General features: G+C 47.6%; 26 protein-coding genes and 1 other RNA gene. 2 read left to right on the top strand and 25 right to left on the bottom strand.

Annotated elements, in window-relative coordinates; translation table 11 throughout:
- Positions 1–80: 80 nt before the first annotated feature.
- The 3 genes from B5E64_RS00825 to B5E64_RS00815 form a co-directional block, all read right to left on the bottom strand.
- A complete protein-coding gene (locus B5E64_RS00825; protein ID WP_087166634.1) occupies positions 81–1,373 on the bottom strand; it encodes a UDP-N-acetylglucosamine 1-carboxyvinyltransferase in 1,293 nt (430 codons plus the stop codon).
- Between the two features lie 198 nt (positions 1,374–1,571).
- Positions 1,572–2,087: a shikimate kinase gene (locus tag B5E64_RS00820; protein ID WP_087166633.1), complete on the bottom strand. Its 516-nt coding sequence runs from the start codon at positions 2,085–2,087 to the stop codon at positions 1,572–1,574.
- Between the two features lie 122 nt (positions 2,088–2,209).
- Positions 2,210–2,635: a hypothetical protein gene (locus B5E64_RS00815; protein ID WP_087166632.1), complete on the bottom strand. Its 426-nt coding sequence runs from the start codon at positions 2,633–2,635 to the stop codon at positions 2,210–2,212.
- 188 nt (positions 2,636–2,823) lie between these two features.
- Here B5E64_RS00815 and B5E64_RS00810 point away from each other — a divergent pair, with 188 nt between their 5' ends.
- Positions 2,824–3,924 carry an SLC13 family permease gene (locus B5E64_RS00810; protein WP_087166631.1) on the top strand — a complete coding sequence of 367 codons (1,101 nt, stop codon included), beginning with the start codon at positions 2,824–2,826 and terminating at the stop codon, positions 3,922–3,924.
- Between the two features lie 95 nt (positions 3,925–4,019).
- Here the strand turns inward: B5E64_RS00810 and B5E64_RS00805 are convergent, their stop codons facing one another.
- The 16 genes from B5E64_RS00805 to B5E64_RS00730 all read right to left on the bottom strand — a co-directional run bounded on the left by B5E64_RS00805 (position 4,020) and on the right by B5E64_RS00730 (position 20,292).
- A complete protein-coding gene (locus B5E64_RS00805; RefSeq protein WP_087166630.1) occupies positions 4,020–4,682 on the bottom strand; it encodes a V-type ATP synthase subunit D in 663 nt (220 codons plus the stop codon).
- Positions 4,683–4,700: 18 nt separating this feature from the next.
- Complete coding sequence (locus tag B5E64_RS00800; RefSeq protein WP_087166629.1) at positions 4,701–6,071, bottom strand: V-type ATP synthase subunit B; 1,371 nt, start codon at positions 6,069–6,071, stop codon at positions 4,701–4,703.
- Entirely contained in the window at positions 6,072–7,841 is a 1,770-nt protein-coding gene (locus B5E64_RS00795) for a V-type ATP synthase subunit A (protein ID WP_087166628.1), read from the bottom strand. It lies immediately after the preceding gene.
- A gap of 20 nt (positions 7,842–7,861) precedes the next feature.
- Positions 7,862–8,182 (bottom strand): V-type ATP synthase subunit F, encoded by a 321-nt coding sequence (locus tag B5E64_RS00790; protein WP_087166627.1) that lies wholly within the window; start codon positions 8,180–8,182, stop codon positions 7,862–7,864.
- On the bottom strand, positions 8,175–9,146 hold the full coding sequence (locus B5E64_RS00785) for a V-type ATPase subunit (protein ID WP_087166626.1): 972 nt from the start codon (positions 9,144–9,146) through the stop codon (positions 8,175–8,177). The genes B5E64_RS00790 and B5E64_RS00785 overlap by 8 nt, the downstream gene beginning before the upstream one ends.
- 34 nt (positions 9,147–9,180) lie before the next feature.
- A complete protein-coding gene (locus B5E64_RS00780; protein WP_087166625.1) occupies positions 9,181–9,774 on the bottom strand; it encodes a V-type ATP synthase subunit E in 594 nt (197 codons plus the stop codon).
- Positions 9,775–9,812: 38 nt separating this feature from the next.
- Complete coding sequence (locus B5E64_RS00775; protein WP_087166624.1) at positions 9,813–10,298, bottom strand: V-type ATP synthase subunit K; 486 nt, start codon at positions 10,296–10,298, stop codon at positions 9,813–9,815.
- Positions 10,298–12,319 (bottom strand): V-type ATP synthase subunit I, encoded by a 2,022-nt coding sequence (locus B5E64_RS00770; protein ID WP_087166623.1) that lies wholly within the window; start codon positions 12,317–12,319, stop codon positions 10,298–10,300. Before B5E64_RS00770 ends, B5E64_RS00775 begins: the two co-directional genes overlap by 1 nt.
- A gap of 31 nt (positions 12,320–12,350) precedes the next feature.
- The gene (locus B5E64_RS00765; RefSeq protein WP_087166622.1) at positions 12,351–12,659 is read right to left on the bottom strand and encodes a hypothetical protein; all 309 of its coding nucleotides are present in this window, start codon (positions 12,657–12,659) and stop codon (positions 12,351–12,353) included.
- 445 nt (positions 12,660–13,104) lie between these two features.
- Positions 13,105–13,602, bottom strand: coding sequence for a tRNA (cytidine(34)-2'-O)-methyltransferase (locus B5E64_RS00760; RefSeq protein WP_087166621.1), 498 nt, complete (start codon positions 13,600–13,602; stop codon positions 13,105–13,107).
- Positions 13,603–13,643: 41 nt separating this feature from the next.
- Positions 13,644–14,819 (bottom strand): aminotransferase class I/II-fold pyridoxal phosphate-dependent enzyme, encoded by a 1,176-nt coding sequence (locus B5E64_RS00755; protein ID WP_087166620.1) that lies wholly within the window; start codon positions 14,817–14,819, stop codon positions 13,644–13,646.
- The gene (locus tag B5E64_RS00750; protein ID WP_087166914.1) at positions 14,819–15,301 is read right to left on the bottom strand and encodes an Lrp/AsnC family transcriptional regulator; all 483 of its coding nucleotides are present in this window, start codon (positions 15,299–15,301) and stop codon (positions 14,819–14,821) included. The genes B5E64_RS00755 and B5E64_RS00750 overlap by 1 nt, the downstream gene beginning before the upstream one ends.
- Positions 15,302–15,308: 7 nt before the next feature.
- Entirely contained in the window at positions 15,309–16,292 is a 984-nt protein-coding gene (locus B5E64_RS00745; RefSeq protein ID WP_087166619.1) for an AIR synthase-related protein, read from the bottom strand.
- The gene (locus B5E64_RS00740) at positions 16,289–17,773 is read right to left on the bottom strand and encodes a peptidoglycan binding domain-containing protein (RefSeq protein ID WP_162610110.1); all 1,485 of its coding nucleotides are present in this window, start codon (positions 17,771–17,773) and stop codon (positions 16,289–16,291) included. The genes B5E64_RS00745 and B5E64_RS00740 overlap by 4 nt, the downstream gene beginning before the upstream one ends.
- 141 nt (positions 17,774–17,914) lie before the next feature.
- Positions 17,915–18,553 carry an endonuclease III gene (gene nth, locus B5E64_RS00735; protein ID WP_087166617.1) on the bottom strand — a complete coding sequence of 213 codons (639 nt, stop codon included), beginning with the start codon at positions 18,551–18,553 and terminating at the stop codon, positions 17,915–17,917.
- 5 nt (positions 18,554–18,558) lie between these two features.
- A complete protein-coding gene (locus tag B5E64_RS00730) occupies positions 18,559–20,292 on the bottom strand; it encodes a B12-binding domain-containing radical SAM protein (RefSeq protein WP_087166616.1) in 1,734 nt (577 codons plus the stop codon).
- Between the two features lie 69 nt (positions 20,293–20,361).
- Here B5E64_RS00730 and ffs point away from each other — a divergent pair.
- Positions 20,362–20,624: signal recognition particle sRNA large type (ffs, locus tag B5E64_RS00725), an RNA gene on the top strand.
- A 19-nt stretch (positions 20,625–20,643) separates the two neighbouring features.
- On the opposite strand, the gene tadA is transcribed toward ffs, so the two are convergent.
- From tadA to B5E64_RS00695, 6 genes are all read right to left on the bottom strand, one after another.
- Positions 20,644–21,165, bottom strand: coding sequence for a tRNA adenosine(34) deaminase TadA (gene tadA, locus B5E64_RS00720; RefSeq protein ID WP_087166615.1), 522 nt, complete (start codon positions 21,163–21,165; stop codon positions 20,644–20,646).
- Between the two features lie 84 nt (positions 21,166–21,249).
- Positions 21,250–22,236 (bottom strand): DUF6128 domain-containing protein, encoded by a 987-nt coding sequence (locus B5E64_RS00715; protein WP_087166614.1) that lies wholly within the window; start codon positions 22,234–22,236, stop codon positions 21,250–21,252.
- A gap of 104 nt (positions 22,237–22,340) precedes the next feature.
- Entirely contained in the window at positions 22,341–23,747 is a 1,407-nt protein-coding gene (locus tag B5E64_RS00710; protein WP_087166613.1) for a deoxyguanosinetriphosphate triphosphohydrolase, read from the bottom strand.
- Positions 23,748–23,782: 35 nt separating this feature from the next.
- Positions 23,783–24,613 carry a M15 family metallopeptidase gene (locus B5E64_RS00705; RefSeq protein ID WP_087166612.1) on the bottom strand — a complete coding sequence of 277 codons (831 nt, stop codon included), beginning with the start codon at positions 24,611–24,613 and terminating at the stop codon, positions 23,783–23,785.
- Positions 24,614–24,637: 24 nt separating this feature from the next.
- Entirely contained in the window at positions 24,638–25,264 is a 627-nt protein-coding gene (locus B5E64_RS00700; protein WP_158099173.1) for a 4'-phosphopantetheinyl transferase superfamily protein, read from the bottom strand.
- A 113-nt stretch (positions 25,265–25,377) separates the two neighbouring features.
- A complete protein-coding gene (locus B5E64_RS00695; protein WP_087166610.1) occupies positions 25,378–25,866 on the bottom strand; it encodes a GNAT family N-acetyltransferase in 489 nt (162 codons plus the stop codon).
- Between the last annotated feature and the right edge of the window lie 70 nt (positions 25,867–25,936).

The raw sequence follows: 25,936 nt of genomic DNA, 5'->3' as shown, positions 1-25,936 counted from the left end.
CCATCATATAATCCTGTCAAGAGTTTTTTAACAAAAGCAGGGATACGGTATCTCCGCACCCCACTCCTCACGTACTGTTTTCAGCTGACTTTCAGTTTAAATTTCTGGATCTCTTTTTCGCTTGAAACCTTCTCAATTTCAGCGCCGAGCTCTCTTAATTTCTCTTCAAACCGTTCATATCCTCGCTGAATGTAGACGATATCATCCACAATCGTAATACCGTCCGCAGCCAGTCCTGCAAGCACCAGCGCAGCTCCGGCTCTCAGATCCGGCGCGCTCACTCTGGCTCCGGAGAACCGCTCCACGCCCTCGATTGTCGCTGAATTTCCCTCAATCTTGGAAACCGCTCCCATGCGCGCAAGCTCATCCAGATATTTAAACCGGTTTTCAAAAATGCTTTCTGTAATCGTACTTGTTCCTTCGCACAATGCCAGCGCAACTCCCATCTGCGGCTGCATGTCTGTCGGGAATCCCGGATAAGGAAGGGTCTTCACCTGTGTATGACGCAGTTTCCCTTTTGAAACTACACGCACAGCGTCATCAAACTCTTCCACTTCGCATCCGATCTCTACAAGCTTTGCAATGGTCGCTTCCAGATGCTTCGGAATCACATTGAGTACTGTCACGTCGCCCTTTGTCACGGCTGCTCCAAACATAAAGGTACCTGCCTCAATCTGATCCGGAATAATAGAATACTCCGCCCCGTGAAGTCTGCTTACACCTTTGATCTTGATCACATCCGTACCTGCACCTCTGATATTAGCTCCCATGCTGTTCAGGAAGTTGGCAACATCTACTACATGCGGCTCTTTTGCCACATTTTCAAGAATCGTCATACCCTCTGCCATCGAAGCTGCCATCATCACATTGATCGTAGCTCCTACGCTGACAACGTCAAAATAAATATGGCTTCCCACAAGTCTGTCCGCATCGGCAAGAATCTTTCCGTGCTCAATCTCCACTTCCGCTCCAAGGGCACGGAATCCCTTCAAATGCTGATCGATCGGTCTGCTTCCGATATTGCACCCGCCCGGAAGTGCCACTTCCGCGTGCTTATACTTACCGAGAAGGGCTCCTAAAAGATAATAGGAAGCTCGAATCTTCTTGATATAGTCATAATCAATATTAAAATCATGCACCGCTCCACCGCTGATCTGTACCGTATGACGGTCAATTCTCTTGATCTGCGCACCGATACCTTCCATTGCTTCTAATAAAACATTGATATCATTCACATCCGGAAGATTATCAATGTGTACTGTCTCATCCGTCATAATTGCAGCTGCAAGAATTGCAAGCGCCGCGTTTTTGGCTCCCCCTATGACAACTTCGCCAACAAGAGGAGTCCCTCCCTTAATAATATACTGCTCCATATCACACCTCGACTACTATTTAATCGTATCCGTAATTTCGTCCTGATCTATCTAAATTTTAACTAATGTTCATATAAATTTAACAAAGAACACTCTTACCGGATTAGTATAGCACAAATTTTCTGTTTGTAAAACTTTTATTTCTCGTTCCTTTTTGTGCTGACTGCCGGAGATGCAGACAGGCCGGACTATTTATCCTCAGTTTTCTCCCCTGATATCACTGAGAACAGCAAGTACTTTTTCAACCGTCTCTCCCATCGATAAACCGTCTTCATTGATACGGACATCTGCATACTGTTCAAAAAGTCTGCAGCGTTCATCGTACAGTTCCCGCAGCGTCTGTCCTTCCTTCAGCACAACACCGCGGTTTCTTGCATTTTGGATCCGTGCCTCGATCTCTGTATACGGAACGTGCAGATACACAATCGTCCCGATCTCTTTGTAATGCTCCATCGCGTTTTCGCAGTACACGACGCTCCCGCCCGGTGCGATCACCGCTTTTTCTGCCTGCACAGACGCATTAACCTGATTTTCGATCTCCAGAAATCCATCCGTTCCTCTTTCTTCAATAATCTCCCTGAGCAGCTTCCCTTCCTGCTCCTGTATCATAAGATCTGTATCGATAAACCGATATCCCAGACGCTTTGCTGTCACAACACCGATCGTACTTTTTCCAGATGCCGGCATACCTATGAAAATGAGATTTTTCTTCATCTGCCTTCCTCTCTTCTCGTGCCGCATTCTTCATTTTTAGAAAAAACGGTATCGATTTGTATTTCCATTCATATTTTATCATGGTTTAAACTTTGCGTAAACCCTGTATCCTGACGAAAAATTTAATAATAATGCCTGCAATTTCTGCGATGCCTACATCTTCTTTGCACAATTTCCTGATACAGAAGAATCTGGACCAGATCCATGAGAGTCTCTTCCCTGTCCTTTTTCTTCCGTTTAAGCTCCTGTGTTTCCACCTGCTCTTTTTCAATCTCCATGGCAATTTCCTTCTTCTCCCCTTCTTTCATTCTGTCATAAATCCGGCCTGCCATCAGATAGAGAAGCAGACGGTCCGGGTATTCGTCATAGATCATACTTCCCTCATATTCCATCCGGTCACACTCTTCTTCCACATACGGCAGGATTTTCTTTGCGGACATCGGATACATGCTCTTCATGTATTCCACATCACGACGGTCTCTTTTTTCCTCACCGTATTCCTTTAAATCCATCGGATAGGCCATATAATAAGGTAGTTTATGTTCCATATTCTTCGCACTTCCTGTCTGATATAATCTACTTTACCATATGCAAAAACTGGAATTTTGCAGCTTGCCTCCTTGTTTTCTTTTATTTTTTCAAATCCGTCCGGTTTCCTTTCAAAAATGGTGACGTTTCGACTCACTTCTGCTATAATCTCAATGGTGCAAAAAACGCACGAAAGGAATGTTGAGAAATGATAAGAAAAATCATCTGTTTATTTAAAAATGATATTGTTTTGCTGGTATCTCTGTGTCTGGCTCTTCTGTCCTGCCTGATCACGCCTCCCGGGCCTGCATATCTTGGCTATATCGATTTTCATACTTTGATTTTACTTTTCTGCCTGATGCTGATTGTGGAAGGTTTAAGGGAAGCAGGCTTTTTCCTCTATATCGGAGGGCTGCTTTTAAACAGGACTTCTTCCAGGAGAGGGCTCGCGCTTACCCTCGTATTTTTATGCTTTCTGAGCAGCATGTTCATTACCAACGATGTATCCTTGATTACGTTCGTCCCGTTCGGTATTCTGATCCTGAAAATGGGCCAGATGGAATCCAGGATCTGTTATCTGACTGTCCTGATGACAATCGCTGCAAATCTGGGAAGCATGTTCACCCCGATCGGAAATCCGCAGAACCTCTACCTGTATTCCCTTTCCGGAATGAGTCTTCCGGAATTTTTATGGCTGATGCTGCCTTTTACCGCACTTGCGGCCGTGCTTCTGGCTCTCTTTTCCTTCTTTGGAACAGAACGCGGATCAATCAGTATTCAGGTCGGAAAGTCCTCGTTTCCCGGCAGAAAAGATCTTCTGTTTTTCGGGATCCTTTTCCTTTTCTGCCTGTGTTCTGTCGCCGGCTTTCTGCCAGACCGGGCACTTCTGATTCTTGTTGCCGCCCCTCTTTTCTTTCGAAAGAGGAACTTGTTTGCAAAAATTGATTATGCGCTGCTTTTGACTTTTGTATTCTTTTTTATTTTTGTGGGAAATATCGATCATTTTGAAAGTCTGCGCATCTTTATCCGCTCTGTGCTCGAGAATCACGAACGGCCGGTCAGCATTCTCGCAAGCCAGGTCATCAGCAATGTTCCGGCTGCCATGCTGCTCTCGAATTACACATCCCGTATTTCCGAGCTGATCATCGGAACGAATCTTGGCGGCCTTGGCACATTGATTGCCTCCATGGCCAGTCTGATTTCCTACCGGCAGATTTCATCCGGATATCCGGAGCAAAAAGGAAAATATATCATGATCTTTACCATCTGTAATCTTTTCTTCCTTCTTGTTCTATATCTGGCCTTTTAGGCAGATCAAATATCTGTCCCAAAACAGTACAGGCAGATGCGGAAATGTTGTCAAGAAACAGTTTCCTTCATCTGCCTGATACATTATCACGCCGTCTATGCCTGGCGCTCTTTATAATGATGCGCATCTTCCAGCATCATGTCTTTTACTTTCATCAGCCGGATCTGAGAACTTCTCTCATTTTCATCCAGCTTCATCGTGATATAACGGATATTGTCCTGTGTCTCCGGAATGATGACATGTTCCAGCGCATTGACACGCCGTCTTGTCTTCTCAATCTCCGATGCCATCAGCTGGCATGCCTTTTCGGTTTCTGCCAGCTTTAACATATCCGGAAGAATATCGGCAAGTGACTTTACAGCTCCGTCCAGATCGCTGGACGTAAAGGCAAAGCCGTATGAGTAGATATCATTTGCATCGGCGGTCCTTGTCTTTGTTTCAAAAACAGGGATGTCCACACTCATGACGTTCCTCTCTCCCACCTGAAGTTCCACCGACTGTTTCGGCATCATCAAAGCAGTTTTCAGAACCTCGCCGGACATACCGGCTCTTGCGATTACGAAGTTTTTGTTTGCCGCCTTGATTCCGGCTTCCACTTTTTCTCTAAGCGCCATATTTTCCCTGACCAGATCAAGGAACTGGCGCATCAGCTCATCACGTTTATCTTTCAAGAGCTTATGGCCTCTTGTCGCAGTTACCAGCTTTTTCTTCAGCCTCGTCAGCTCCATACGGGTTGGTGTTACCTGTGTAGATGCCAAGCCAGTTCACCCCCATTTCTATTTGCCATAATACTGATCCAGATATTTATCATCGATACGTTTCAGCTCGCTTCTCGGTAAAATAGAGAGCAGCTTCCATCCGATTTCCAGTGTCTCCTCGATAGAACGGTCTGTTCCGTATCCCTGGGAAACGTATTCCTTCTCAAATGCATCTGCAAACTTTGCGTAGATCAGGTCAATTTCCGTCAGCGCTGCTTCACCGAGGATGACCATGAGTTCTTTCGCTTCTTTTCCACGTGCATACGCCGCAAAGAGCTGGTTCATCGTGTTGGAATGATCCGCACGGGTTTTTCCTTCACCGATTCCCTTGTCTTTCAGACGGGACAGAGACGGCAGTACATCGATCGGCGGCTGAACGCCCTTACGATAAAGATCACGGCTCAGGATGATCTGGCCCTCTGTAATATATCCGGTAAGGTCCGGGATTGGATGGGTCTTGTCATCTTCCGGCATGGTCAGGATCGGAATCATCGTGATACTTCCGCTCTTTCCTTTCTGACGTCCTGCTCTTTCATACATGGATGCAAGGTCTGTATACATATATCCCGGATAGCCACGGCGGCCCGGAACTTCTTTACGGGCTGCGGATACTTCACGGAGCGCGTCCGCGTAGTTTGTGATATCCGTCAGAATAACAAGTACGTGCATGTTTTTCTCAAACGCAAGGTACTCTGCTGCTGTCAGCGCCATCTTCGGCGTGGAAATACGTTCGATAGCCGGGTCATTTGCAAGGTTGACGAACAGAACCGTACGGTCCAGAGCTCCTGTCTCCCGGAAGCTTTCCACAAAGAAGTTGGATTCTTCGAATGTGATACCCATTGCCGCGAATACAACGGCGAACGGTTCATCGGTGCCCCGCACTTTTGCCTGTCTTGCGATCTGTGCGGCAAGCTGCGCGTGCGGAAGTCCGGATGCCGAGAAAATCGGAAGTTTCTGTCCACGGACAAGAGTGTTCAATCCGTCAATTGCGGAAACTCCTGTCTGGATAAACTCTTCCGGATAACTTCTCGCCGCCGGGTTCATCGGGAGACCATTAACATCCAGTCTCTCTTCCGGAAGGATTTCCGGCCCGCCGTCGATCGGACGTCCCAGTCCGTCAAAGACACGGCCGAGCATGTCTTCTGATACACCAAGCTCCATGCTTCTTCCAAGGAAACGTACCTTGCTGTTGGAAAGGTTGATTCCTGTCGCACTTTCAAACAGCTGTACCAGTACGGTATCTCCATCTACTTCCAGAACCTTGCACCGGCGGGTTTCACCGTTTACAAGTTCAATTTCGCCCAGCTCGTCGTATGCAACGCCTTCTACCCCGCGGACCATCATAAGCGGTCCGGCAACTTCCTGAATTGTTCTATATTCTTTTGGCATTTAGAAGTCCTCCTTTCCGAATGTGTCCGCTACTTCTGCTGTAAGCTCTTCTGTCACTTTCTGATAAGCATCATCCAGCTCATCTTCGTGAGTATATTTAAAACGTCCGATCTGCTCGCGTACCGGCATGCCGATCAGCTTGTTCATGGATGCTCCTTCGGAAAGAGCCCTGGAAGACTCTTCGTAGAACGCAAGCACAAGTTTCATCATGAGATACTGCTTCTTCAAAGAAGAATAAGTGTCAATCTCATGGAAGGAGTTCTGGTGCAGGAAGTCCTCACGGATGGACCGTGCGGCCTCCATCTTCAGACGGTCGGACGGTGACAGTGCATCCATACCTACCATCTTAACGATTTCGTCAAGTTCTGCTTCATCCTGAAGGAGTCCCATCATCTTCTGACGGTTATCCATCCAGTCCGCAGCTACTTCTTCGTTGAACCATTTTTCCATATCCTGCAGATACAGCGAATAACTGGTCAGCCAGTTGATTGCCGGGAAATGTCTCTTGTAAGCCAGGTTGGAATCCAGTCCCCAGAATACCTTTACGATACGAAGGGTTGCCTGGGATACCGGTTCGGAAATATCACCACCCGGAGGCGATACGGCTCCGATTACGGAAAGAGCCCCCTCTCGTCCGTCTTTTCCAAGAGAAACCACATGTCCTGCACGCTCATAGAACTGCGCCAGACGGCTTCCGAGGTAAGCCGGATATCCTTCTTCACCAGGCATTTCTTCCAGACGTCCGGACATCTCACGGAGCGCCTCTGCCCACCGGGATGTGGAGTCTGCCATCAAAGCTACGGAATATCCCATATCGCGGAAATATTCCGCGATCGTAATTCCTGTATAAATGGATGCCTCACGCGCTGCAACCGGCATATCCGATGTGTTGGCGATCAGAACGGTTCTCTCCATCAGGGACTCGCCTGTCTTCGGGTCCTTCAGTTCCGGGAATTCGTTCAGAACGTCGGTCATCTCGTTTCCACGCTCTCCACATCCGATATATACGACAATATCTGCTTCCGCCCATTTTGCAAGCTGATGCTGAATAACTGTTTTTCCACTTCCGAATGGTCCCGGAACCGCAGCCACACCGCCTTTTGCAATCGGGAAGAATGTATCGATAACACGCTGTCCTGTGATCAGCGGCATCTCAGGAGCAAGTTTCTTCTGATACGGACGTCCACGTCTTACCGGCCATTTCTGCATCATGGTAAGCTCTTTGTCTCCTTCCGGAGTGGAAAGTACCGCAACTACTTCTTCGACAGTGAAAGAACCGGAACGGATCTCTTTTACTGTTCCTTTTACATTCGGAGGTACCATGATCTTCTGCTGTACGACAATGGTCTCCTGAACAGTTCCGAGCACGTCTCCGCCCTCAACTTCGTCTCCTACTTTAGCTACCGGAACGAACTCCCATTTCTTGTCCCGTTTCAGGGATGGGACTTCGACTCCGCGTTTCAGGCTGTTTCCGCCTGTCACTTTCATAATATCATCAAGCGGACGCTGGATACCGTCGTAGATGCTTGTGATCAGTCCAGGTCCAAGCTCTACGGACATCGGCACATCCATGGACTCTACCGGTTCGCCCGGTTTCAGTCCCGCCGTTTCTTCATAAACCTGTACAGAGGCCTGATCACCGTGGATTTCGATGATCTCTCCGATTAATCGCTGATCACTTACACGAACCACGTCAAACATGTTGGCGTCACGCATTCCTTCAGCGATAACCAGCGGCCCTGCCACTTTCTTTATCGTTCCCTTACTCATTTCGACAATCACCTGCTTTCCTAATTACCACCAAACAGAATATCGGAGCCTACGGCCTGCTCTACAGACTTCTTTACCCCTTCGATTCCGGCGCCCGTGTTTCCGCTGATTCCAGGAATCTGGATCACAGTCGGCACAATTGCGTCCTTATATCTGTCTATTTCGTGTTTCAAGACAGCTGCCAGAGCTTCGGTCACATAGATGATACCTGTCTTTGCCTCCGCCAGCTGTACAAATGTCTTCTTTGCCTCCTCCGGGCTGTTTACGGGACAGATGTCAAGACCCAGGGCCGCAAAACCGTAAATGCTGTCATAATCGCCTAATACTGCTATCTTATACATACATCTCCCTTACCCTTTCCCGGATGGATTCTTCCGGAAGTTCATTTTGCTTTCCGGTCAGTATGATCCTCACCGTTTTTATTTCATTTTCCCGCGCAAGCACATACGCAACAACCGGTCCGATTGTAAACGGGTTGTATAACTGCGGGCGGATCGTTTCGATAATCCGGTTGTCGCACCAGCATTCAAAAGCGGAAGCCGACTCTCTCAGTGCCTGCGCTCCTCCTTTATATGCTGTGCCTTCCAGATATTCTGCAATTGTATCTACTCCGCCAAGCGCTGCCCTGCAGAGCGCATCGACATCCAGACTTCCGCACTCTGCCATCGCATTTTTCATAAATTCCAGACTTTTTGCGGTTTTCTGTGAACGTACCGCGATTTTAATATCCGCCACTGCGACAGTGGACTCGGCATATTCCCGGATAATGTCATCCTCTGCGTTTTTCCCTGCCTGATAGACGGCCTCAAGAGCCGCCCTGTCAATCATGATGTCACAAAGCTGTCCATCCTGCGTATGCAGAAGTGTCTCATATGCTTCTCTGGCAGCCCCCGCCATGTAATCGGGCAGCTTTTCGAATTCTTTGTTTTTTACACTGTCCAGTATCTCTCTGGCAGGAATTCTCGTCCCGCTGATGAAAATACCCGGAATCTCTGTTCCGGAAGCCACCATTTTAATCGCAGCCTTCAGATTGTGAAAAAGATCCGGGTAAGACAGTACGTCAAACACGGACATATCATCGATCATACCGCCGACTTCCGCCCAGGTCTTTTCCCGTTCACATGTCAATATCGCTTCAGCATCAGATGGTGTGTCCGCATTTCCCCACCCTTTCTCCTGAAGAAGCTGCAGACATTGTTTTTCATCCCTGCACGCAAGGAGCTGTTCAATATCCGCCTGGGAAAACAGCGATACTTCCATTGACCTGATCCGCGCAACCGCATAGGTGTATTGATTTTTTGCCATTGGTTAAATCCTCCTTCTCGCGGAATTGCGCTGTCTAAAAAAATAATAATCTATTAACCTTATCCTGCAGCTCATCCTTTCTGGAATCAAAAAGTGCCCTGAAAGAGCAGTTTTCCTCAACTCCTCCATATACAAGGACAAAACCGCCTTCCATCCGTCTTGTCTCACCGGAAACAGTAAGACTGCCGCCCTTTTCTTTTGCTGCCCGGGCGATTTCCGCCCGAAATCCTTCCGGCATCCTTCCAAGGTCTTTTTCGGAAAACAGTATCTCTCCTTCCTTCGGAAGCGCAAATTTTCTAATCATTTTTGCAATCACTTCAAAATAGGCTTCTGTCTCCATCGAGCAGAATTTCTGATATGCCTTTTCGATTGTATCGGAAATAATCTCCTGCTTCGCCAAAAGAAGGGCTGTTCGCCTCTTCTGCTCATCGGCCAGGCGGTGGCGGCTCTCATATCCTGCAAGTTCTTTTTCAGATTTTTCTTCAATCTCCGTCTTCAGGATCTCCGCCTCTTTTTCTGCTTCCGAAAGGATCGCTTCAGCACGTGATGCGGCGTCCGCTTCTTTCTGTGATGCTGCGGCATCCGCTTCTTCCAGAATCTGGCTGATCATTTTATCTAATCCAGTCATTCTTAAGCTCTCCTTTACTTTTAGATTTTGTCCTGATACTATACCTGAATTGCTGTAACAGCAAGGATGGAAATCAAAAGTGAAAGGATCGCGTAAGTCTCAACCATTGCCGGGAACAGCATGGCTTTACCGAACTGCTCCGGTTTCTTTGCCACAATTCCGATTGCAGCCACTGCAGTTCTTCCCTGATGTTTTGCGGAAACAAGTCCGACGAGCGCAACCGGCAGGCAGGCAATCAGAATCAGCAGCCCTGTTCTCACATCAAGATCTGCCGGACTTCCTCCGAGAAGACCGATCTTGGAAAGTGTAATGAACGCAACAAGCAGACCGTAAATTCCCTGTGTACCAGGCAGAAGCTGAATAATCAGAACCTTTGCGAACTTTGACGGATCTTCCGTCACAACTCCGGACGCTGCCTGTCCGGCAATACCTACTCCATACGCAGAACCCATACCTGCTAAAATAACTGCCAGCGCAGCACCTAATAACGCATAAACAAGCCCTAAATTTTCAAAAATACTCATTACAATTCTTCCTCCTTCATAATATCCATATATTTTGTGTCTGAATGAAACGGTGCAAATGCTCTTCCGCCGCCGTCATAAAACTTCCCGAAGAACTCTACGAACTGCAGCCTGTTTGTATGCACATACGCACCCAGAAGATTAATCCCAAGATTTAACGTATGACCTACGATAAAAATTAAAATAAATCCGATAATTCCGATAATGCCGTTTCCAAGCATGCCCGCCATCTGGTTTACAACAGAAGCAATAACTCCCGTGGCAAGTCCCAGTGCCAGCAGACGGGAATAGGATAAAACATCACTGAGCCACCCTGTAATGTTGTACAGATCATAGGCTCCAAGTGCCAGCCGAAGCGCAGGATTCTTTCTTCCGCGCCCGGACATCAGTACGATTCCTGCCGCTCCGGCAATGGCAAGTACTTTTGCAAGCAGATTCACCGGCTCCGGCAGTACAATATGCGCCTGTGCAATGGATGCAAAAATACTGCTTGGAAGCAACATCAGAATCAGTCCGACAAGCAGGCAGTACCACAAAACCACATCACAGAAAAAGTCCATGTAGCGCTTGTCCCTCAGACACATGTATCCTTTGATTCCAAGACCTGTAAACAGATGAATCAACCCAAACAACATGGAGAATACAAGCAGTTTCATCGGATCATTCAGCGGCATGAACCATACCGCCGGTACCGTCACTGTTACTCCAAAAAACTTTTCAGATACAATATCTACAATATTTCCAAAATATCCTCCAAACAGAACGCCCCATACGATTGTAGAAATTCCACAGTACATAAACATTCTGAGTGATTTCGCCATACTTTCGGACATTCTTGGAAACTTCTTTAAAAGAACCGCACAGGCTACGAACACAATCAGCCCATACGCAGCGTCGGAAAGCATCATTCCAAACAGAAACACATAAAACACAAACATAATTCTGGTCGGATCCACTTCTCCCTTTCCCGGAAGTCCAAATGCCTCGAGAACACCTTCCACCGAAGCTGCCGCCTTTCCGTTTTCCAGCTGTACAGGCGCCTCTTCATCCTCTGCAAGCTCCTCAATCTCTACAGAGAGCGTAAATTGACGCTCCAGTCTCTGCGCCAGCTTTTTCGCATTCTTGGCTGCCACATATCCGCTGACAAGAAATGTCTTCTGTGTCTGCGGAATCTTTGCAAGAGCTTCATATCTCTGTGCTCTTGTCCTGCAATAATCCGAAAGCATCTTCAGGTTCTCTCTGAGATCCGCCATCGATCTGATCTCTTCCTGGATCCCCGCAATATTACTCCGGACCTTCTCCATTTTCTTTTCGATTTCTTCCAGCTCCTGTGCCGGAATCTTCTCCCAGGACTGTGCCGGTCTGGAAAAGCCGGAAGCTCTGAGTGCTTCTTCCAGTCTGTCGGCTTCGGTTCTCAGACATACCGCCGTCAGGCAGGTCTGATCTTTGTCTGCAGAAATAATCTCGACATCTACCGCAGACAGATCAGGTGCCGTCTGTGCAATTCTGGTCAGGATCTCCTCCTGCGTCATAACACTTCCGATACTGCCGATAAAAATTCTGGTCTTTTTAGTCCCCTCACAGTTCATCGGAATATCCAGTGCCAGCCACGGTGTGAGCGCTTCCTTCTGTGTCTGCAGTTTCACGATCTCGGCTTTGTTTTCCGCCTCCTTTTTCTTTAAAGAAAGAATTTTCCCGGCAGACTCAAGAATCGCTTCTCTCTCTTTGACAGCAGCCAAAAAGCTGTCTCTTGCCACCAGTTTCTTCCCCTCCAGGGAGGCAAAAATCGAAGTTTTTTCCGGAGCATATTCCTGCAGTACATCTAGCGCCTGATCCAGCATCAGAGCCTGCTTCTCAGATCTCTGTTTCTCTTCAGCTGTATCCGGTCTGTCCAGTCCGTCCGCCGTCACTTTGGAAGTCTCGATCTCCAGTACTCCCAGTTCCTGAAGTTCTTCCAGTATTGCCTTCCGGTCTTTTTTCAACGCGCAGATACTGATTCGCTGCATCTGCAATACTGACATATGGAAACTCCTCCTTTCTTGTTGCAAAGCGTCATGACAGCTCTCTGAGAATCATCTCCACTGCCTGCGCTTCCCTTTGATCTGCTATTGCCCTTAAGGCATCCACTTCTTTCTGAGTATCCGCATCGAAAGCCCCTTCTTCTTCTTTCAATTTTACTTTCAATGTTTCCATCCTCTTCTCTGCTCTTTCCTGTGCCTCATTGACAACAGCCTCTTTCAATTCACCGGCTTTCTGATTTGCTTTGGCGAGCACCTCAGACGCTTTGTCATCGGCCTGCTTCAAGGTATCAGCTGCTTTCGCTTCCGCCTCCTGTACAGCCTGAATTGTTTTCTGTATCACCTTCTCACCACCTTTGTCTATAAATCTCTGCCCCATATAGATTTATCTTAGCATAAAATATTTTAAACTGCAATTTTTTCAATGTGCAATTCCGATAATGAAAAAGTTCCTTCTCTTCTTATTATAATGCAATTTGCACAAATGAAACGATTCGTAACTTTTTCGGCTGATATTTTACTTATTGATGAATCTTTTGAAACATCCTGTATCTAAATATTTTGTCTATAATAGAAAAAAACTATTTCAAAATTGTTATTTTTTTTCTCAAAGAGTACCGTTTTTTTCGTACTTCAGTCTATAAATATGCATTTTCAGAAATTTTATCCTGTTTTGGAGTTCTTTGTGAAAGAGAATCTTCCCTCTGTAACATGATGTGTCATTAGAATTCCGCAAAAGCAGTCTGTATCAGACAGAACCGCCTTTGCGGAAATAAGATATCTTTTGTTTATTCTTTCCAGTCCAGCCTGTGCAGATGTCCTTCCAGGTTCATTCCCGCAAATCCGTTCTGGCGGAGCGCTTCGTACAGAACAATCGCCGCCGAATTGCCAAGATTCAGGGAACGGATATCCCCGATCATGGGAATCCGGATGCAGGTATCCTCATAATCGACAAGGATTTCCTCCGGAATTCCCGCGCTTTCTTTTCCGAACATAATGTAACAGTCCGGCTCATAGCGGACATCCGTGTAAATCTGGTGCGCCTTCGTCGTGGCCATATAGATTTTGGCTCCAGGATTCTGCTCCAGAAAATCCTGAAAATCAATATAAGTCCGGACATCCAGCTGATCCCAGTAGTCCATCCCGGCCCGTTTTAAGTTTTTCTCTGTCAGGCGGAAACCAAGAGGCTCAATCAGATGAAGCCTCGCGCCCGCCGCCACACAGGTGCGCCCTATATTTCCGGTGTTTGCCGGAATTTCCGGCTCATGCAGCACAATATTCAGCATGTGATTCCTCCCCCCGCACACGCTGTCCTGATATGACAGCATCATGCTTTCTTTTGATTTCTAAGCTTTGTAATAAAGTTTTGCAGACGCCCGATCGCAACTTTCAGGTCATCCAGCGAATACGCATAGGAAATACGCAGGAAGCCTTCCCCGCAGTCTCCAAATGCCGTCCCCGGCACGACAGCCACCTTCTCTTCCTCCAGAAAGCGTGTCGCGAATTCTTCCGAGGTCATTCCGAACTCCTGAATGCCCGGGAACATGTAGAACGCTCCCTCCGGCTCAAAGCATTGCAGCCCCATCCGCTGAAACTCATGCAGAAGGTATCGTCTTCTCTGATTATACGCCTTTCTCATCTCCTGGACTTCATCCTCGCAGTTTCTCAGTCCCTCCACAGCCGCATACTGGCTGTTGGTCGGTGCGCACATGATGGCATACTGATGGATCTTTAACATCTGTTCCAGAATCGGAGCCGGTCCGCACGCATATCCAAGCCGCCATCCGGTCATGGCAAATCCTTTGGAGAAACCATTGATCACAATCGTTCTCTCTCTCATTCCAGGAAATGATGCAATAGAAACATGATCCGTTCCATAAGTCAGCTCCGAATAAATCTCATCGGAGATTACAAAGAGATCGTGCTCCACAACTGCTTCTGCAATCGGCTCAAGATCCTCCTTCGTCATGATGGATCCTGTCGGATTGTTTGGAAATGGAAGCACAAGTATCTTCGTCTTATCCGTAATCTTTTCTTCCAGTTCTTCTCTTGTCAGCTTAAATTTATTCTTCTCCTGCAGCGGAATCACCACCGGCACTCCGTCCGCCAGCACTGCGCACGGCAGATAGGAGACATAGCTTGGCTGCGGGATCAGTACCTCATCCCCCGGATTCAGCATGGCACGCATGGCGATGTCGATTCCTTCACTTCCTCCGACCGTCACAACGATCTCGGATGCCGGATCGTAGGAAACCTGAATCTTCCGCTCCAGATATTTTGAAATTTCGTCTTTTAATTCTTTCAGCCCCGCATTGGATGTATAGAATGTCCGTCCTCTTTCCAGAGAGTAGATTCCCTCTTCACGGATTCTCCACGGAGTATCAAAATCCGGCTCACCCACTCCCAGGGAAATCGCGTCTTTCATCTCATTTACAATATCAAAAAACTTCCGGATACCGGACGGCTGTATATTTACAATCTTATCGGATAATGGATTTCTCATTACGGCATCACCAGCATCCTTTCTGCCTTCTTCTGAGGCGCAAGAATCGTTCCGTGGTCCTTATATTTCTTTAAAATGAAATGGGTTGCCGTGGAAAGCACCGGTTCGATCGGGGAAAGTTTCTCTGAAACAAACCGGGATACCTCCTTGAGTGTCTTCCCTTCCAGAATAATCAGAAAATCATATGCTCCTGAAATAAGATAGACCGCTGTAACTTCCGGGAAATTGTAGATCCGCTCCGCAATCCGGTCAAATCCCAGATCTCTCTGCGGTGTCACCCGGACTTCAATCAGGGCTGTCACAGACTCTTCCCCTGTCTTGTCCCAGTCAATCAATGTATGGTAGCCGCAGATAATCTTTTCTTTCTCCATGTCCGCGATCTCATTTGCGATCGTTGCCTCGTCTGTTCCGAGAAGCACTGCCAGCTCCCCTAAATCCACACGGCTGTTCTTTTCCAGGTAACGCAATATTTCCGTTCTCATATTCATCTTATTTTCCTCCTTTACAGATCCGAAACCACTCATCCTCAGCCGGACGGTCCGTACACCGTCTCTCCTCCCCGTTGAGAATGATTTTATCCTTTCCTGCTTTCATCTTTCCGATGACGGACGCCATTATCTGGTCCCGTTTACAAGCCTCAACAAAACCACGTCCATCTTCAAGGATCATAAGCAGACATCCTCCCGATGCCATCTGATATGGATTCAGTCTGAAAAGCTCGCAGATCTCGATGATATCCTGGCGGACCGGAAATGTTTTCAGATCCACCTCGTATCCCGTTTTCGTCTCTTCCGCCAGTTCCCACAGAGCTCCAAATACTCCGCCGTCTGTCACCGGCTTGATAAAATCCGCATGATATTCTTCTGCTTTTCTGACTGCTTTTTCTGCAAACAGAGTCCCTCTGGAATCCAGAAGTTTCTGCAAAAATACCGGCACAAACCGCTCCCGGATTTCCACCTCTTTTTCGTGCAGAACCCGAAGGCTCCCTTCGAGTGCAACCGGATTGACAAGAACCAGATCCTTTCCGTCGTATGCCTTTTCCGGTTCTTCGTCCGTACTTTCACATGTTCCGAATCCGGTAACCGACACGGTAAATACATCTGCATCAGGACATACTTCGGTAAATATATTCAGAATCTGAAATCCCTGCTCTTTTGCCGTTTCTTTTAGAATCTCCGACATTTCCTTTATGGAGTCTTCCTCTGTCTGCTCCGGCACGAGGACGGACACCCTTACCCCAAACGGATGCCCGCCCTCCGCGGCGACAGCCGTCACCGCCCTGGCCGCGGCATAAACCAAAAGATCCTTCTCCCTTCCGGTCATGAGAATCTCCGAAACCACCAGTTCTTTGGCACCAAGCGGTATTTTCGTACAGCGTTTCCAGCTGTAAGGCGAAAGTGCCGGATGATCATCTTTTAATTTTCTATATACAGACCGCTGATATGCAGCCTGTGTCAAAATCCCTTTTCTCATCTTTCCTGTCCTTTACTGTTCCTTGCCTGTTCGACCGCCTTTTCGATGGTCTCCTGATCCTGTGTGGCAACCGCCTCTTTCAGTGCTTCTTTTGTTTTTTCATCGTCTGTCTTTGTGCCGACGCTCACAATCCTGCTGACCGCATCGTATTCGGATGCACCGACTTCCTCTTCATCGGATTTTTCACCGTCTTCTTTTACAATCTTCAAAAGAGTCACTGTGCTTTCCGGCGATCCGCTCTCCTTTACTTCGGTTTTTCCGGCTGCAAGCGCAGCGTCCTCCTCATAGACAGTCGCCACCTCAGAGTCCTCTTTCTCTTCCGTCTCGGTTTTGAAAGAAATGCTTCTCTCTTTCTCACGGGTTTCTTCCCCGTAAATGGTGCAGACAAGCTCTTCATCTCCATTGATATAGGCTTCAATATAAAGAGGCGACTCTGTTGTATTTTCTATTTTCAGATCCTTCTCTTCCGAGAGAACCGCTTCCATTCCCGCGTCTACATATTCCGGAAGCGTTTCTGATTCATGTCGTTCGGAAATCCCGGTCTCTGCATACAGGGCAGCATCATAGAGGCTGGTAGCCATCAGATCCAGCGCTTCCTGAGACATCTCCTCCCCGGAATGCTCTTCCAGCACTTTCTGAAGGGAAAGTTCCTTTTCCGGCATCACAATCTGTCCGTTCAGATCTCCGGTCAACGTCAGAAGCTCCTGGCGCGTCTCATCATTCCGGATCTCTACAGATGCACTGCCAAGCTCGTCCTGAACCGCTTCCAGGTCGTCCCGGCTGATATTCGGCTCATCCTTTTCGGATTTCACCTCAATTTCCACATCTTTTCCTTTCTCAAGATCGCCCAGCCTGTCAACGATCTCATCCAGAACATCCTGAACTGCCGCTTTCTCTCCGTCTTTTTCATCGGTGATCTGAAATACGCCTCCGACCCTTGTAATCTTTGCGTTCACTGCCTCTTCAAAGAAGTCTGCTGTTTTCTCTTCCAGCACTTTTTCCGCTGTTTCCTCATCGATCTGATAATCGTCTTCGTATTCTACTTTCTCTTTCTTTGCCTGCCGTATTTTCCTGTATCGCTGATACAGATTTCCGTGCTTCCCGTATTCGGACGCCTCTTTTACAAGACTCACCAAATCACCCTGCCGGATTCCAAGCTCGGAGACTGTCACCTGTGCCGTCTTTCCGTCTGCTTTCAGTGTAACCGGCGTATGTTTCATAACCATCCACCGGTCCTCTAACTTTTCAAGCGCCTCCTTTTCTGTCATACCGGAAACATCTACTCCCTGAACAAATACATTCTGCTCGATCTGCTCCCGATCCATTCTGTGTACATAACGGTAGACAGAAGAATAAAAAATGCCAATGACAAAAAGAGCACATAGAAAAGCCAGCCCGGCAAGGGCTATGAACTTTCTTTTCTGTGCTGCACTCATTCTCCTCTGCGTGTGTTTTGGATTTTCTTTCTTCCGTTCTCCCATAGGCGCTCCCACCATTTCTCCTAAATCAGATAAGGTATAATAGACGTTGCTACCATTGCTATAATCACCAGTATAATCACAATTGCCACAAGTCTTCGTGTCTTTTTATCATGGAAATTCATCCCATCATCCTTTCTCCTGTCAGACTTTTCCTTTTATTTTATACTCTTCACAGTATTTTTGCAAGGAACATTCCCCGCACTTTGGACTTCTTGCCGTGCAGATCGTCCTTCCAAACTGAATAATCTGGATGTTGTAGAGAATCCAGTGGTCTTTTGGCAGTTCTTTCATCAGATCCTGCTCAATCTTCTCCGGATCCTCATTTGTCGTAAATCCAAGTCTCCTTGAAATCCGTTTCACGTGGGTATCTACCACAACACTTGGATCGTGGTAAATATTGCCCCGGATCACATTGGCGGTTTTCCGCCCTACTCCCGCAAGCGACGTCAGCTCCTCCAGCGTGGACGGCACCTCATCGTGATACTTTTCGTGAATGTCCTTCATGCACGCAATCATGTTTTTCGCCTTGTTATGGTAAAATCCGGTAGGCCGGATATCTTCTTCCAGTTCTTTTAAATCCGCTGCCGCAATGTCTCCCGGTGATGTGTACTTCTGAAACAGATCTTTCGTCACGATATTGACCCGCGCGTCCGTACACTGTGCGCTCAGCATGGTGGCCGCCAGAAGCTGCCACGGCGTCTCATAATTCAGATAACATTTATATTCTGTTCCAAACTGCTGATCCAGAATATCCAGAATCTCCTTTGTCCGTTTCTTCATTTTTCTTACTCCTCTTTTTCTCCGATCCGGAACACCGCCGCTTCATAATTTAATGGATTCCGGTTCTGATAGTCAAACAGCAGCACGGTTTTCCCCGGCTCCATATCCCGGTCCACCTGAAACTCAAATACTTCGATATGGGTCATCTTCCGGAGTTTCCGGCTATCCGCCTTTTCATAGGATTTCAGATATACCGGCTCCTTTTCTTCCCTGTCGTAAAATGCTTTCAAAAACTCCTTGTCCGCCAGAGACTCCCCTGCAAATTCCGGACGGCTCTTGATATTTTCCCGCAGATACAGATCATACACCAGAAGTTCCCGGTAAAATTCTGTCTTTCCTTTTACGTTTTCCCCGATAAAGTCAAGCAGAATCTCGTATCTTGCGGTTCTTGTGTGGCTCCGGCCAAACAGTCCTTTCTCCTCATAGTAGCCGCTCAGTTTCTCGTACATCCGAAACGGCGATGCAAATTCCTTTACCAGAAAGCGCAGTGTATTCGCAAACTGTCCGCTGTTATAATAGACCTCCACCATCTCTTCGATCTTTTTAAGCTGTGCAATCTCTCCGTAGGAAAGCCAGCTTGTCCCAAGCACTTCGTACGGCGGTTTTCCTTTATATACCAGTCCGTATTCCTCCGCATGCTCCTGCATATAAGAACCCTTCAGCACTTTCAGAAATCCAAGCTGCAGCTGATCCGGCATCAGGCCGTAGACATCGTCAAATGACTGTCCAAAACTCTCATATCCTTCATATGGAAGCCCCGCAATCAGATCCAGATGCTGGTGTGTATTTCCCATTGTCTTGATCCTTTTTACCACTTCCGAAAGCCGTTCAAAATTCATCGTCCTTTTAATTTCCCGGATCGTATCCGGATTGGTCGACTGCACTCCGATCTCCAGCTGAATCAGTCCCGGACGCATCCTGGAAATCAGTTCCAGTTCCTCCTCATCCAGAAGATCCGCCGAAACCTCGAAATGAAAATTTGTGCTTCCATTATCATGTTCCAGAAGATACTTCCAGATTTCCTTCGCATGGCCGTGGCGGCAGTTAAACGTCCGATCCACAAATTTTACCTGCGGAACTTTCTGATCCAGGAAATACTGAAGCTCCCGTTTTACCAGATCCAGATCCCGGAATCTGAGACATTTATCAACCGAGGACAGACAGTAGCTGCACCGGAACGGACATCCCCTGCTTGTCTCATAATAAATAATTTTGTGCTCAAACAGGCTCAGGTCCTCATATACAAACGGCACAAGACTTAAATCCATGACTTCCCGCCATGTATTCTCCCGGATCTCACCGTCCTCTTTCCGGAACGTGATTCCGGCAATCTCATCCAGCCTTTCTGTTTTCCCGTGATAAAAGTCCAGAAGCGCGGCAAACGTCTCCTCGCCCTCCCCTTTCATCACTCCGGTAACCTCCGGCAGCCTGAGAAGTACCTCTTTTGCATCGTAGGAGACCTCCGGTCCGCCAAGCCAGATGATCGTCTCCGGCAGGATCTTTTTGATCTCCCGCACCAGCTCCTCCACATAATCCAGATTCCAGATATAGCAGGAAAAGCACAGAAGTTCCGGCTGCTCCCGGTACAGATCCATCAGGATCTCATCAATCTGCTGGTTGATCGTATATTCCGCAATCTTCGTCTCACTCAGATAGTCTTTTGCATAAGCCCTTAGAGAATAGACAGCCAGATTGGAATGGATATATTTGGCATTCACTGCCGCGAGAATGGTTTTCATACGTAATTTTCTCCTTTTTATTTTGCCGATTTTATTGACATTTCCCCAAAAACACTGTAAACTTATGAAACGTGCAGCCGGGGTGTTAGCGGTACCCTGTACCTACAATCCGCTATAGTAGGGGTGATGCTGTGCCGAGGGCGTATTCTTGTGAGGCTGCCTCTGGAAAGTGGCGTTGATACTTCGGGTCTCGCGCAACTGGACTCCGTGAACCGTGTCAGGTCGGGAACGAAGCAGCACTAAGCGGAACCTCCCGTGTGCCGCGAGGGTGCCTGGGTTGAGTTAACTGCCAGAGTAACGCTTGGGAGATGCGTTCGACGCACAGCGCACAAAAAAGAGCAGATGACTGCTCTATTTTTTTTGCCTTAATTCTTTAAAAAATGTCTTCATCATCCGGCTGCACTCTTCGCCCATGATCCCCGTCGTAAGTTCCACCTGATGATTAAACTGCGGCACCTGCAGAAGATTCATGATCGATCCTGCACAGCCCGCCTTTGGATTCATGCATCCGATGACTACCCGCCTGATCCGCGCCTGCACAATCGCCCCGGAACACATCTGGCACGGTTCCAGGGTGACATACAGCGTACAGTCCTCAAGTCTCCAGTCATTCATCTTCCGGCTCGCCTTGCGGATCGCCTGAAGCTCCGCGTGGGCCAGTGTATTTTTATCAATCGTCCGGCGGTTGTATCCCCGTCCGATAATCTTATCTTCATATACGATGACACATCCGATCGGGACCTCACCCAGGGCATAAGCCTTCTTCGCCTGCTTCACCGCTTCTTTCATGTATTTGATATCCTGCTTTTCCTGAAGCTCTTTTTGAAGTTTCTCTTCCTGTTCTTTCTCTTCTTTTGAACGTCTGCGTCCCATCTTCGATACTCCTGTGTCTTTTACTGAAATTCTTTTGTGCCGTTTTCATCGAAAGTCCTCTGAAACACGGCAATTTCTTATTCATTATACTCTAATTTGATGAACCTGTCGACACCAATACCCGAAATCTGTCCGGTCCTCTTTTTCTCCCTCCGGCAGATCCAGCATCTCCTCCTCATAATTTACAAATCCAGGAAATCCGAAGGCCTGTGCAGCTCTTCGTTCTTTTTCGCTGTAGACTCCCGGTACTCCGAGGTAGAGGTTCTCTCCCTCCTGCAAAAAAGCAAGATGATGATAATTATAATAACCGTGCAGGAGAAAGCTGTTGTTTGCCAGCTGCCATTCTCTTCGGATGAGTCTTGAGAGATCCTGTCTCTGGATTTTGGTGCAGCGAAACCGGCACGTTGTCTGACACTCCTGTTCCGCAATCTCAGGCTTCGAATCCTCCTCTTCCTCGTCAAAATAGAACGGTTCCGGCTCCTTTTCTTCCAGTTCCCGGCTCTCCTCAGGCAAAATCTCCCTCACATCATAGGAAACACCTGCCGGTTCTTCCTGCTCATTCGGCATCTCATTTTCCTCCGGCACCGGCTCTCCCTCGTTCGGCTCTTCCGGCTCTTCCGGCTGTTCTTCTTTTTCTTCTGTCATCTCTTCTTTTCCGGCCGGCTCCATCCGGCTGATATCCACCGCCTCATCGGTCCAGACCGCAGCATACCGCGGCCCGTTCTCTCCGCATAAAATGATTCCCTCCACGCGGTCATACCGTGCTTTGCTTCCTACATCTTCTTCCGTATAGGAAAGCCTGTAATTCAGTGCCGGACTGACATTCCCAAGTTCTCCCTGATACACCCCAAGGCACTTTCCATTCTCTCTCCAGAACAGATACAGTGACAGCTTTCTCGGACTGTTCATCCCCCAGCCTTTCCCGTGAATACTGACCGTGCATCCATCCTCCGATGATTCCACTTTACAAAATCCGATATTTCTGATCCGTCTTCCTTCCTGATACTCATAAAGATAACAGATAAAACGCTTCATAAATCTGCTTCCCGCCTGTTTCCTTTTCCTTTCCATACTATGCCCGTCCTTTCAGAAAAAGAACCGGAAACCAGAAACGAACTCAAAAAAGGAGAGACCGTATGCAGTCCCTCCCTGTCAGTTTATGTCGTGTTTTCTTTTTATATCTTCGCTGTCAACTCCTGATACAGCCTTTTTGCGTAGCTGTCCGTCATTCCGCAGATGTAGTCCGTTACAAGCAGAATCCGAAGATACAGCTTCTCAATATCTCCTTTTCCCTGAGACTGATGCTGATATGCTTTCTTATAATTATCCGAAATAAAAGCAAGCATCCGCCTGTCAATCGAATCCATCTTCTGCTTTGGATCACTGTACCGGACAGCTGCCATCACAAATTTTTCCATCAGAAAGGATAAAATCCTTGATTCCGCCACTTCCATTTTATAGATTTCATCGGTCATAAACACATATTTTTCTGCAACATGCCCGAGTACATCCATCAGCTCTTCCGCCTTCGTCCCTGCAAACAGATCCTTCTGATACTCTCCGCACATGATCGCCTCGTAATTCTCTGTGAATCCTTCTGTCGCGCAGGCGATCAGGAACGACTGCACCCGCACAATCCAGTTTTTGACCGCATAGGCTTCCGGCTCTTCTTCCTGCCTTTCGACGGCGCCGCGGTAAAGAGCCATCAGATATTCATATGCCTGAAAGGTCTCTCCTGTATCTAGGTTTTCCAGTTCCCTGGAAAGAGCCGAAAACGGCAGAAACCCTTTCACGTAAGCATCTTCGATATCCGCTGTTTTGTACGCAATATCATCGGCTGCCTCTAAAATGAAGGTCAGAGGATGGCGGTTGTTTCCGGTTCCTGTCTCACTGCTGATCTTAAAAAACAGTTCTTCATCCGCCAGATAATATCCCAGCTTTTTCTGCTGGATTTTCTCACTGTACGGATCCACATGCAGAGAATCAACCGGATACTTGACAATCGTGTTTAACAGCGCAAAGGTCAGATTCATTCCGGTTTCATCCACAAGATAATGGAGCTTCGTCACGAGACGGAACGCCTGGGCATTTCCTTCGAAGTAGTAAAAATCAGCCAGCATTCTTGGAGTCAGAACTTGCGTCAGAGGCTTCTCGCCGTATGTAATCCTTGAGAGATGCTCCTCAAACCATTCCCGGATTGTCGTTTCCCCAAAATGGCCGAACGGCGGATTCCCGATATCGTGGATCAGTCCGGCACATAAAAGTATATTACAGATGTCCTCTTTCATCTGAGGAGTAAATTCCGGATCTTTCCCGTATGCGAGGATATACTCCCCGATATTCTGTCCAAGTGATTTCCCAAAAGATGAGACTTCCAGAGAATGGGTCAGTCTTGTTCTCACAAAGTCACTCCGGTCAAGCGGGAATACCTGTGTTTTATCCTGGAGCCGCCTAAATGAGGCACTCCCGATAATTCTGTGATAATCCTTCTCAAAACTGCTTCTTAAATCTGTTCTGTTTTTCTCCTTATGTTTTCTCCCTGTCCGCTGCCGCTTCGGGGACAACAGTCTGCTCCATTCCATCCGGCATTCCTCCTGTCCAAGAGAACTGTCATCTTTTAATATTCTTCATTCAGATATTCTTCCAGCGTCACGCCCTGATCCCGGATCGCCAGTGCCGCCTCCACTCCGACATAGCGGTAATGCCACGGCTCATAAATGATCCCGGTGTCTTCCGACTTGTCTTTCGGATATCTCAGGATAAACCCGTATTCGTAGCAGTGCTCCATCAGCCACTTCTGGTCATCGGTCTCTCCCTGCTTTTCATCCAGTCCTGCATAATCCGAAGATACAATATCCATTGCAAGACCTGTCGCATGTTCACTCTCTCCCGGCCACGCAATCGACTTCGCCGTCTCAATAGCTGCCTCGTAGTAGGTCATTCCCTGATTCACATAATCAATCATTGATTCGTTAAACAGCTCTTTCTGCCTGTCTACAGAGCGGTACGCCGAGCAGACATAAAGGCTGTACCCTTCATCACTGGCGGCCTTCAACATGTTCTGCAAAGGCTCCAGTACTCTTGCGTCAACCTGGTGGGAATCATCAATATTGGCAAGTTCAGGAACGTATCCGTCTTCCATCGGATGAGACTGATTTACAAGCATCAGGTACCACGGCCTTGTCTCTTCATTCTGAGCCTCGGCCTGCTCCTTTACAGAATTATATTCCTTCTCAAGGGATTCATACTGGTTATCTTTTTTCTGTACTGTCTCCGCAGCCTGCCGGCTTTCTACATAGCGTCCGAGCGCCACCCCGCCCAAAAATCCGGCCACAAGAACCGTTGCGCAGGAAACAAAAAATACTTTTCCCGGATGGTGCATCTTCCTGATCCGGTAACGTATCAGAAGTTCCAGTTTTCTTATCTTCTCTTTTGTCTGATCTTTCATTCTGCAGTCCTTTCTGTCTTTCTGTCACAGTGTCATCCACCTCAGATTTTCTGCCATGTCCGGATCTTCCGAACACACAGCAGCAAAAAATCCTCTCTCCGGTTCCGGATATTCCCGGAAATAAAACCGTCCTTCTATCGTATCCGGCTTTTTTGTCAACACCGGATCTTCCCCTTCACTCAGGCGGATTGCAAATGCATCCAGAGGAAGCTTCATTCCAAGTCTCGTCGCCTTCATAAAGCTTTCTTTCAAAACCCAGTAACGATAAAACGCTTCCTTCCTCTCATCTTCAGACGCCTTTTTCTGAATATAATCCCATTCAGAGCGGCAGAAAAACCTCCTGGCCACTTTCAGTCTTGGAATCCCTGTCTTTTCCAGATCGCATCCGGTCCTCGCCGTTTCCGTATCCGCAATCGAACACAACACGTAATGTCCGGAATGAGACAGATTAAAGACCATTTTTTCTGAAAGCCCGCTTTCCCGAAGTGCTTTCTGATACAATGCCCAGACACCGACACTTAGCGCCCGGTCTTCCCTCATCCGGATCCGGTCCGCCTTTTCCTGTCTCCATTTCGGAATCTGCCGGTAATAAGCCTCATACTGTTTTTCATCCATCAGCAAAGCGGTGTCAGCCGCCCATGTGTAAACCATATCCATTCCCTTTCATCAAAAATCCTGCATTTATCAGGCACCTTGATTATAGCACACTTCCCGGATTCTTTAAATGTCCGGAAATTTCCATCGCTTCTGCTTCTGATCCATCATCAGAATTTCAGCTGCATATCATTCCATTTGGCTCCGCCGTGGCTGGAATCTGCCACTCCGTGATCTTCAAATCCAAATCCCGCATAATAATGTACCAGATGATCTTTACATGTCAGCACGACACCTTTTCTGCCGCACTCTCGCGCATGTTCAATCATCCTCTCAAGAAGACGGCCTGCAATTCCCTGTCTCCGGTACTCCGGCAGCACATCAAGGCCAAACACCGTCTGATAGTCTCCATCCGGATCATGAAGACCGGTGTCATGGTACATTTCATCCGGCAGATGCGGCTCTTTTGCCACAGCTCCATTAATAAATCCAACTACCTTTCCGTCTGCCTCTGCCACGAAAAAGCAGTCCAGGAACGCATCCATCCGTTCCGCAATATCTTTCTCCGTCGCCGCTTCCGCCTCCGGGAAACATTCCCTTTCTATCTGAGCGAGAATTTCCGCTTCCTCTCTTTTTGCATTTCTGATAATTATTTCCATCGCTACCTCCATATTTACAGACAACAAAAAACGAATCTTGTTGCCAGATTCGTTTTCATCATACCACATT

This window comes from Drancourtella sp. An12 (assembly GCF_002160935.1).
Lineage (GTDB): Bacteria > Bacillota > Clostridia > Lachnospirales > Lachnospiraceae > Sellimonas > Sellimonas catena.
The sequence above is the reverse complement of the archived record's forward strand: the minus strand, read 5'-3'. Positions and strand labels throughout refer to the sequence as shown.

Coding starts and splice junctions, on each gene's coding strand:
- B5E64_RS00745 (WP_087166619.1), bottom strand. CDS start 16,292: ATGAGAAAAGGGATTTTGACACAGGCTGCATATCAGCGGTCTGTATAT.
- B5E64_RS00695 (WP_087166610.1), bottom strand. CDS start 25,866: ATGGAAATAATTATCAGAAATGCAAAAAGAGAGGAAGCGGAAATTCTC.
- B5E64_RS00810 (WP_087166631.1), top strand. CDS start 2,824: ATGATAAGAAAAATCATCTGTTTATTTAAAAATGATATTGTTTTGCTG.
- B5E64_RS00730 (WP_087166616.1), bottom strand. CDS start 20,292: ATGAAAACCATTCTCGCGGCAGTGAATGCCAAATATATCCATTCCAAT.
- B5E64_RS00740 (WP_162610110.1), bottom strand. CDS start 17,773: ATGGGAGAACGGAAGAAAGAAAATCCAAAACACACGCAGAGGAGAATG.
- B5E64_RS00790 (WP_087166627.1), bottom strand. CDS start 8,182: ATGTATAAGATAGCAGTATTAGGCGATTATGACAGCATTTACGGTTTT.
- tadA (WP_087166615.1), bottom strand. CDS start 21,165: ATGGGACGCAGACGTTCAAAAGAAGAGAAAGAACAGGAAGAGAAACTT.
- B5E64_RS00770 (WP_087166623.1), bottom strand. CDS start 12,319: ATGTCAGTATTGCAGATGCAGCGAATCAGTATCTGCGCGTTGAAAAAA.
- B5E64_RS00785 (WP_087166626.1), bottom strand. CDS start 9,146: ATGGCAAAAAATCAATACACCTATGCGGTTGCGCGGATCAGGTCAATG.
- B5E64_RS00760 (WP_087166621.1), bottom strand. CDS start 13,602: ATGCTGAATATTGTGCTGCATGAGCCGGAAATTCCGGCAAACACCGGA.
- B5E64_RS00750 (WP_087166914.1), bottom strand. CDS start 15,301: ATGAGAACGGAAATATTGCGTTACCTGGAAAAGAACAGCCGTGTGGAT.
- B5E64_RS00710 (WP_087166613.1), bottom strand. CDS start 23,747: ATGGAATGGAGCAGACTGTTGTCCCCGAAGCGGCAGCGGACAGGGAGA.
- nth (WP_087166617.1), bottom strand. CDS start 18,553: ATGAAGAAACGGACAAAGGAGATTCTGGATATTCTGGATCAGCAGTTT.
- B5E64_RS00715 (WP_087166614.1), bottom strand. CDS start 22,236: ATGGAAAGGAAAAGGAAACAGGCGGGAAGCAGATTTATGAAGCGTTTT.
- B5E64_RS00775 (WP_087166624.1), bottom strand. CDS start 10,298: ATGAGTATTTTTGAAAATTTAGGGCTTGTTTATGCGTTATTAGGTGCT.
- B5E64_RS00755 (WP_087166620.1), bottom strand. CDS start 14,819: ATGAGAAATCCATTATCCGATAAGATTGTAAATATACAGCCGTCCGGT.
- B5E64_RS00705 (WP_087166612.1), bottom strand. CDS start 24,613: ATGAAAGATCAGACAAAAGAGAAGATAAGAAAACTGGAACTTCTGATA.
- B5E64_RS00700 (WP_158099173.1), bottom strand. CDS start 25,264: ATGGTTTACACATGGGCGGCTGACACCGCTTTGCTGATGGATGAAAAA.
- B5E64_RS00780 (WP_087166625.1), bottom strand. CDS start 9,774: ATGACTGGATTAGATAAAATGATCAGCCAGATTCTGGAAGAAGCGGAT.
- B5E64_RS00820 (WP_087166633.1), bottom strand. CDS start 2,087: ATGAAGAAAAATCTCATTTTCATAGGTATGCCGGCATCTGGAAAAAGT.
- B5E64_RS00815 (WP_087166632.1), bottom strand. CDS start 2,635: ATGGAACATAAACTACCTTATTATATGGCCTATCCGATGGATTTAAAG.
- B5E64_RS00800 (WP_087166629.1), bottom strand. CDS start 6,071: ATGCCAAAAGAATATAGAACAATTCAGGAAGTTGCCGGACCGCTTATG.
- B5E64_RS00825 (WP_087166634.1), bottom strand. CDS start 1,373: ATGGAGCAGTATATTATTAAGGGAGGGACTCCTCTTGTTGGCGAAGTT.
- B5E64_RS00795 (WP_087166628.1), bottom strand. CDS start 7,841: ATGAGTAAGGGAACGATAAAGAAAGTGGCAGGGCCGCTGGTTATCGCT.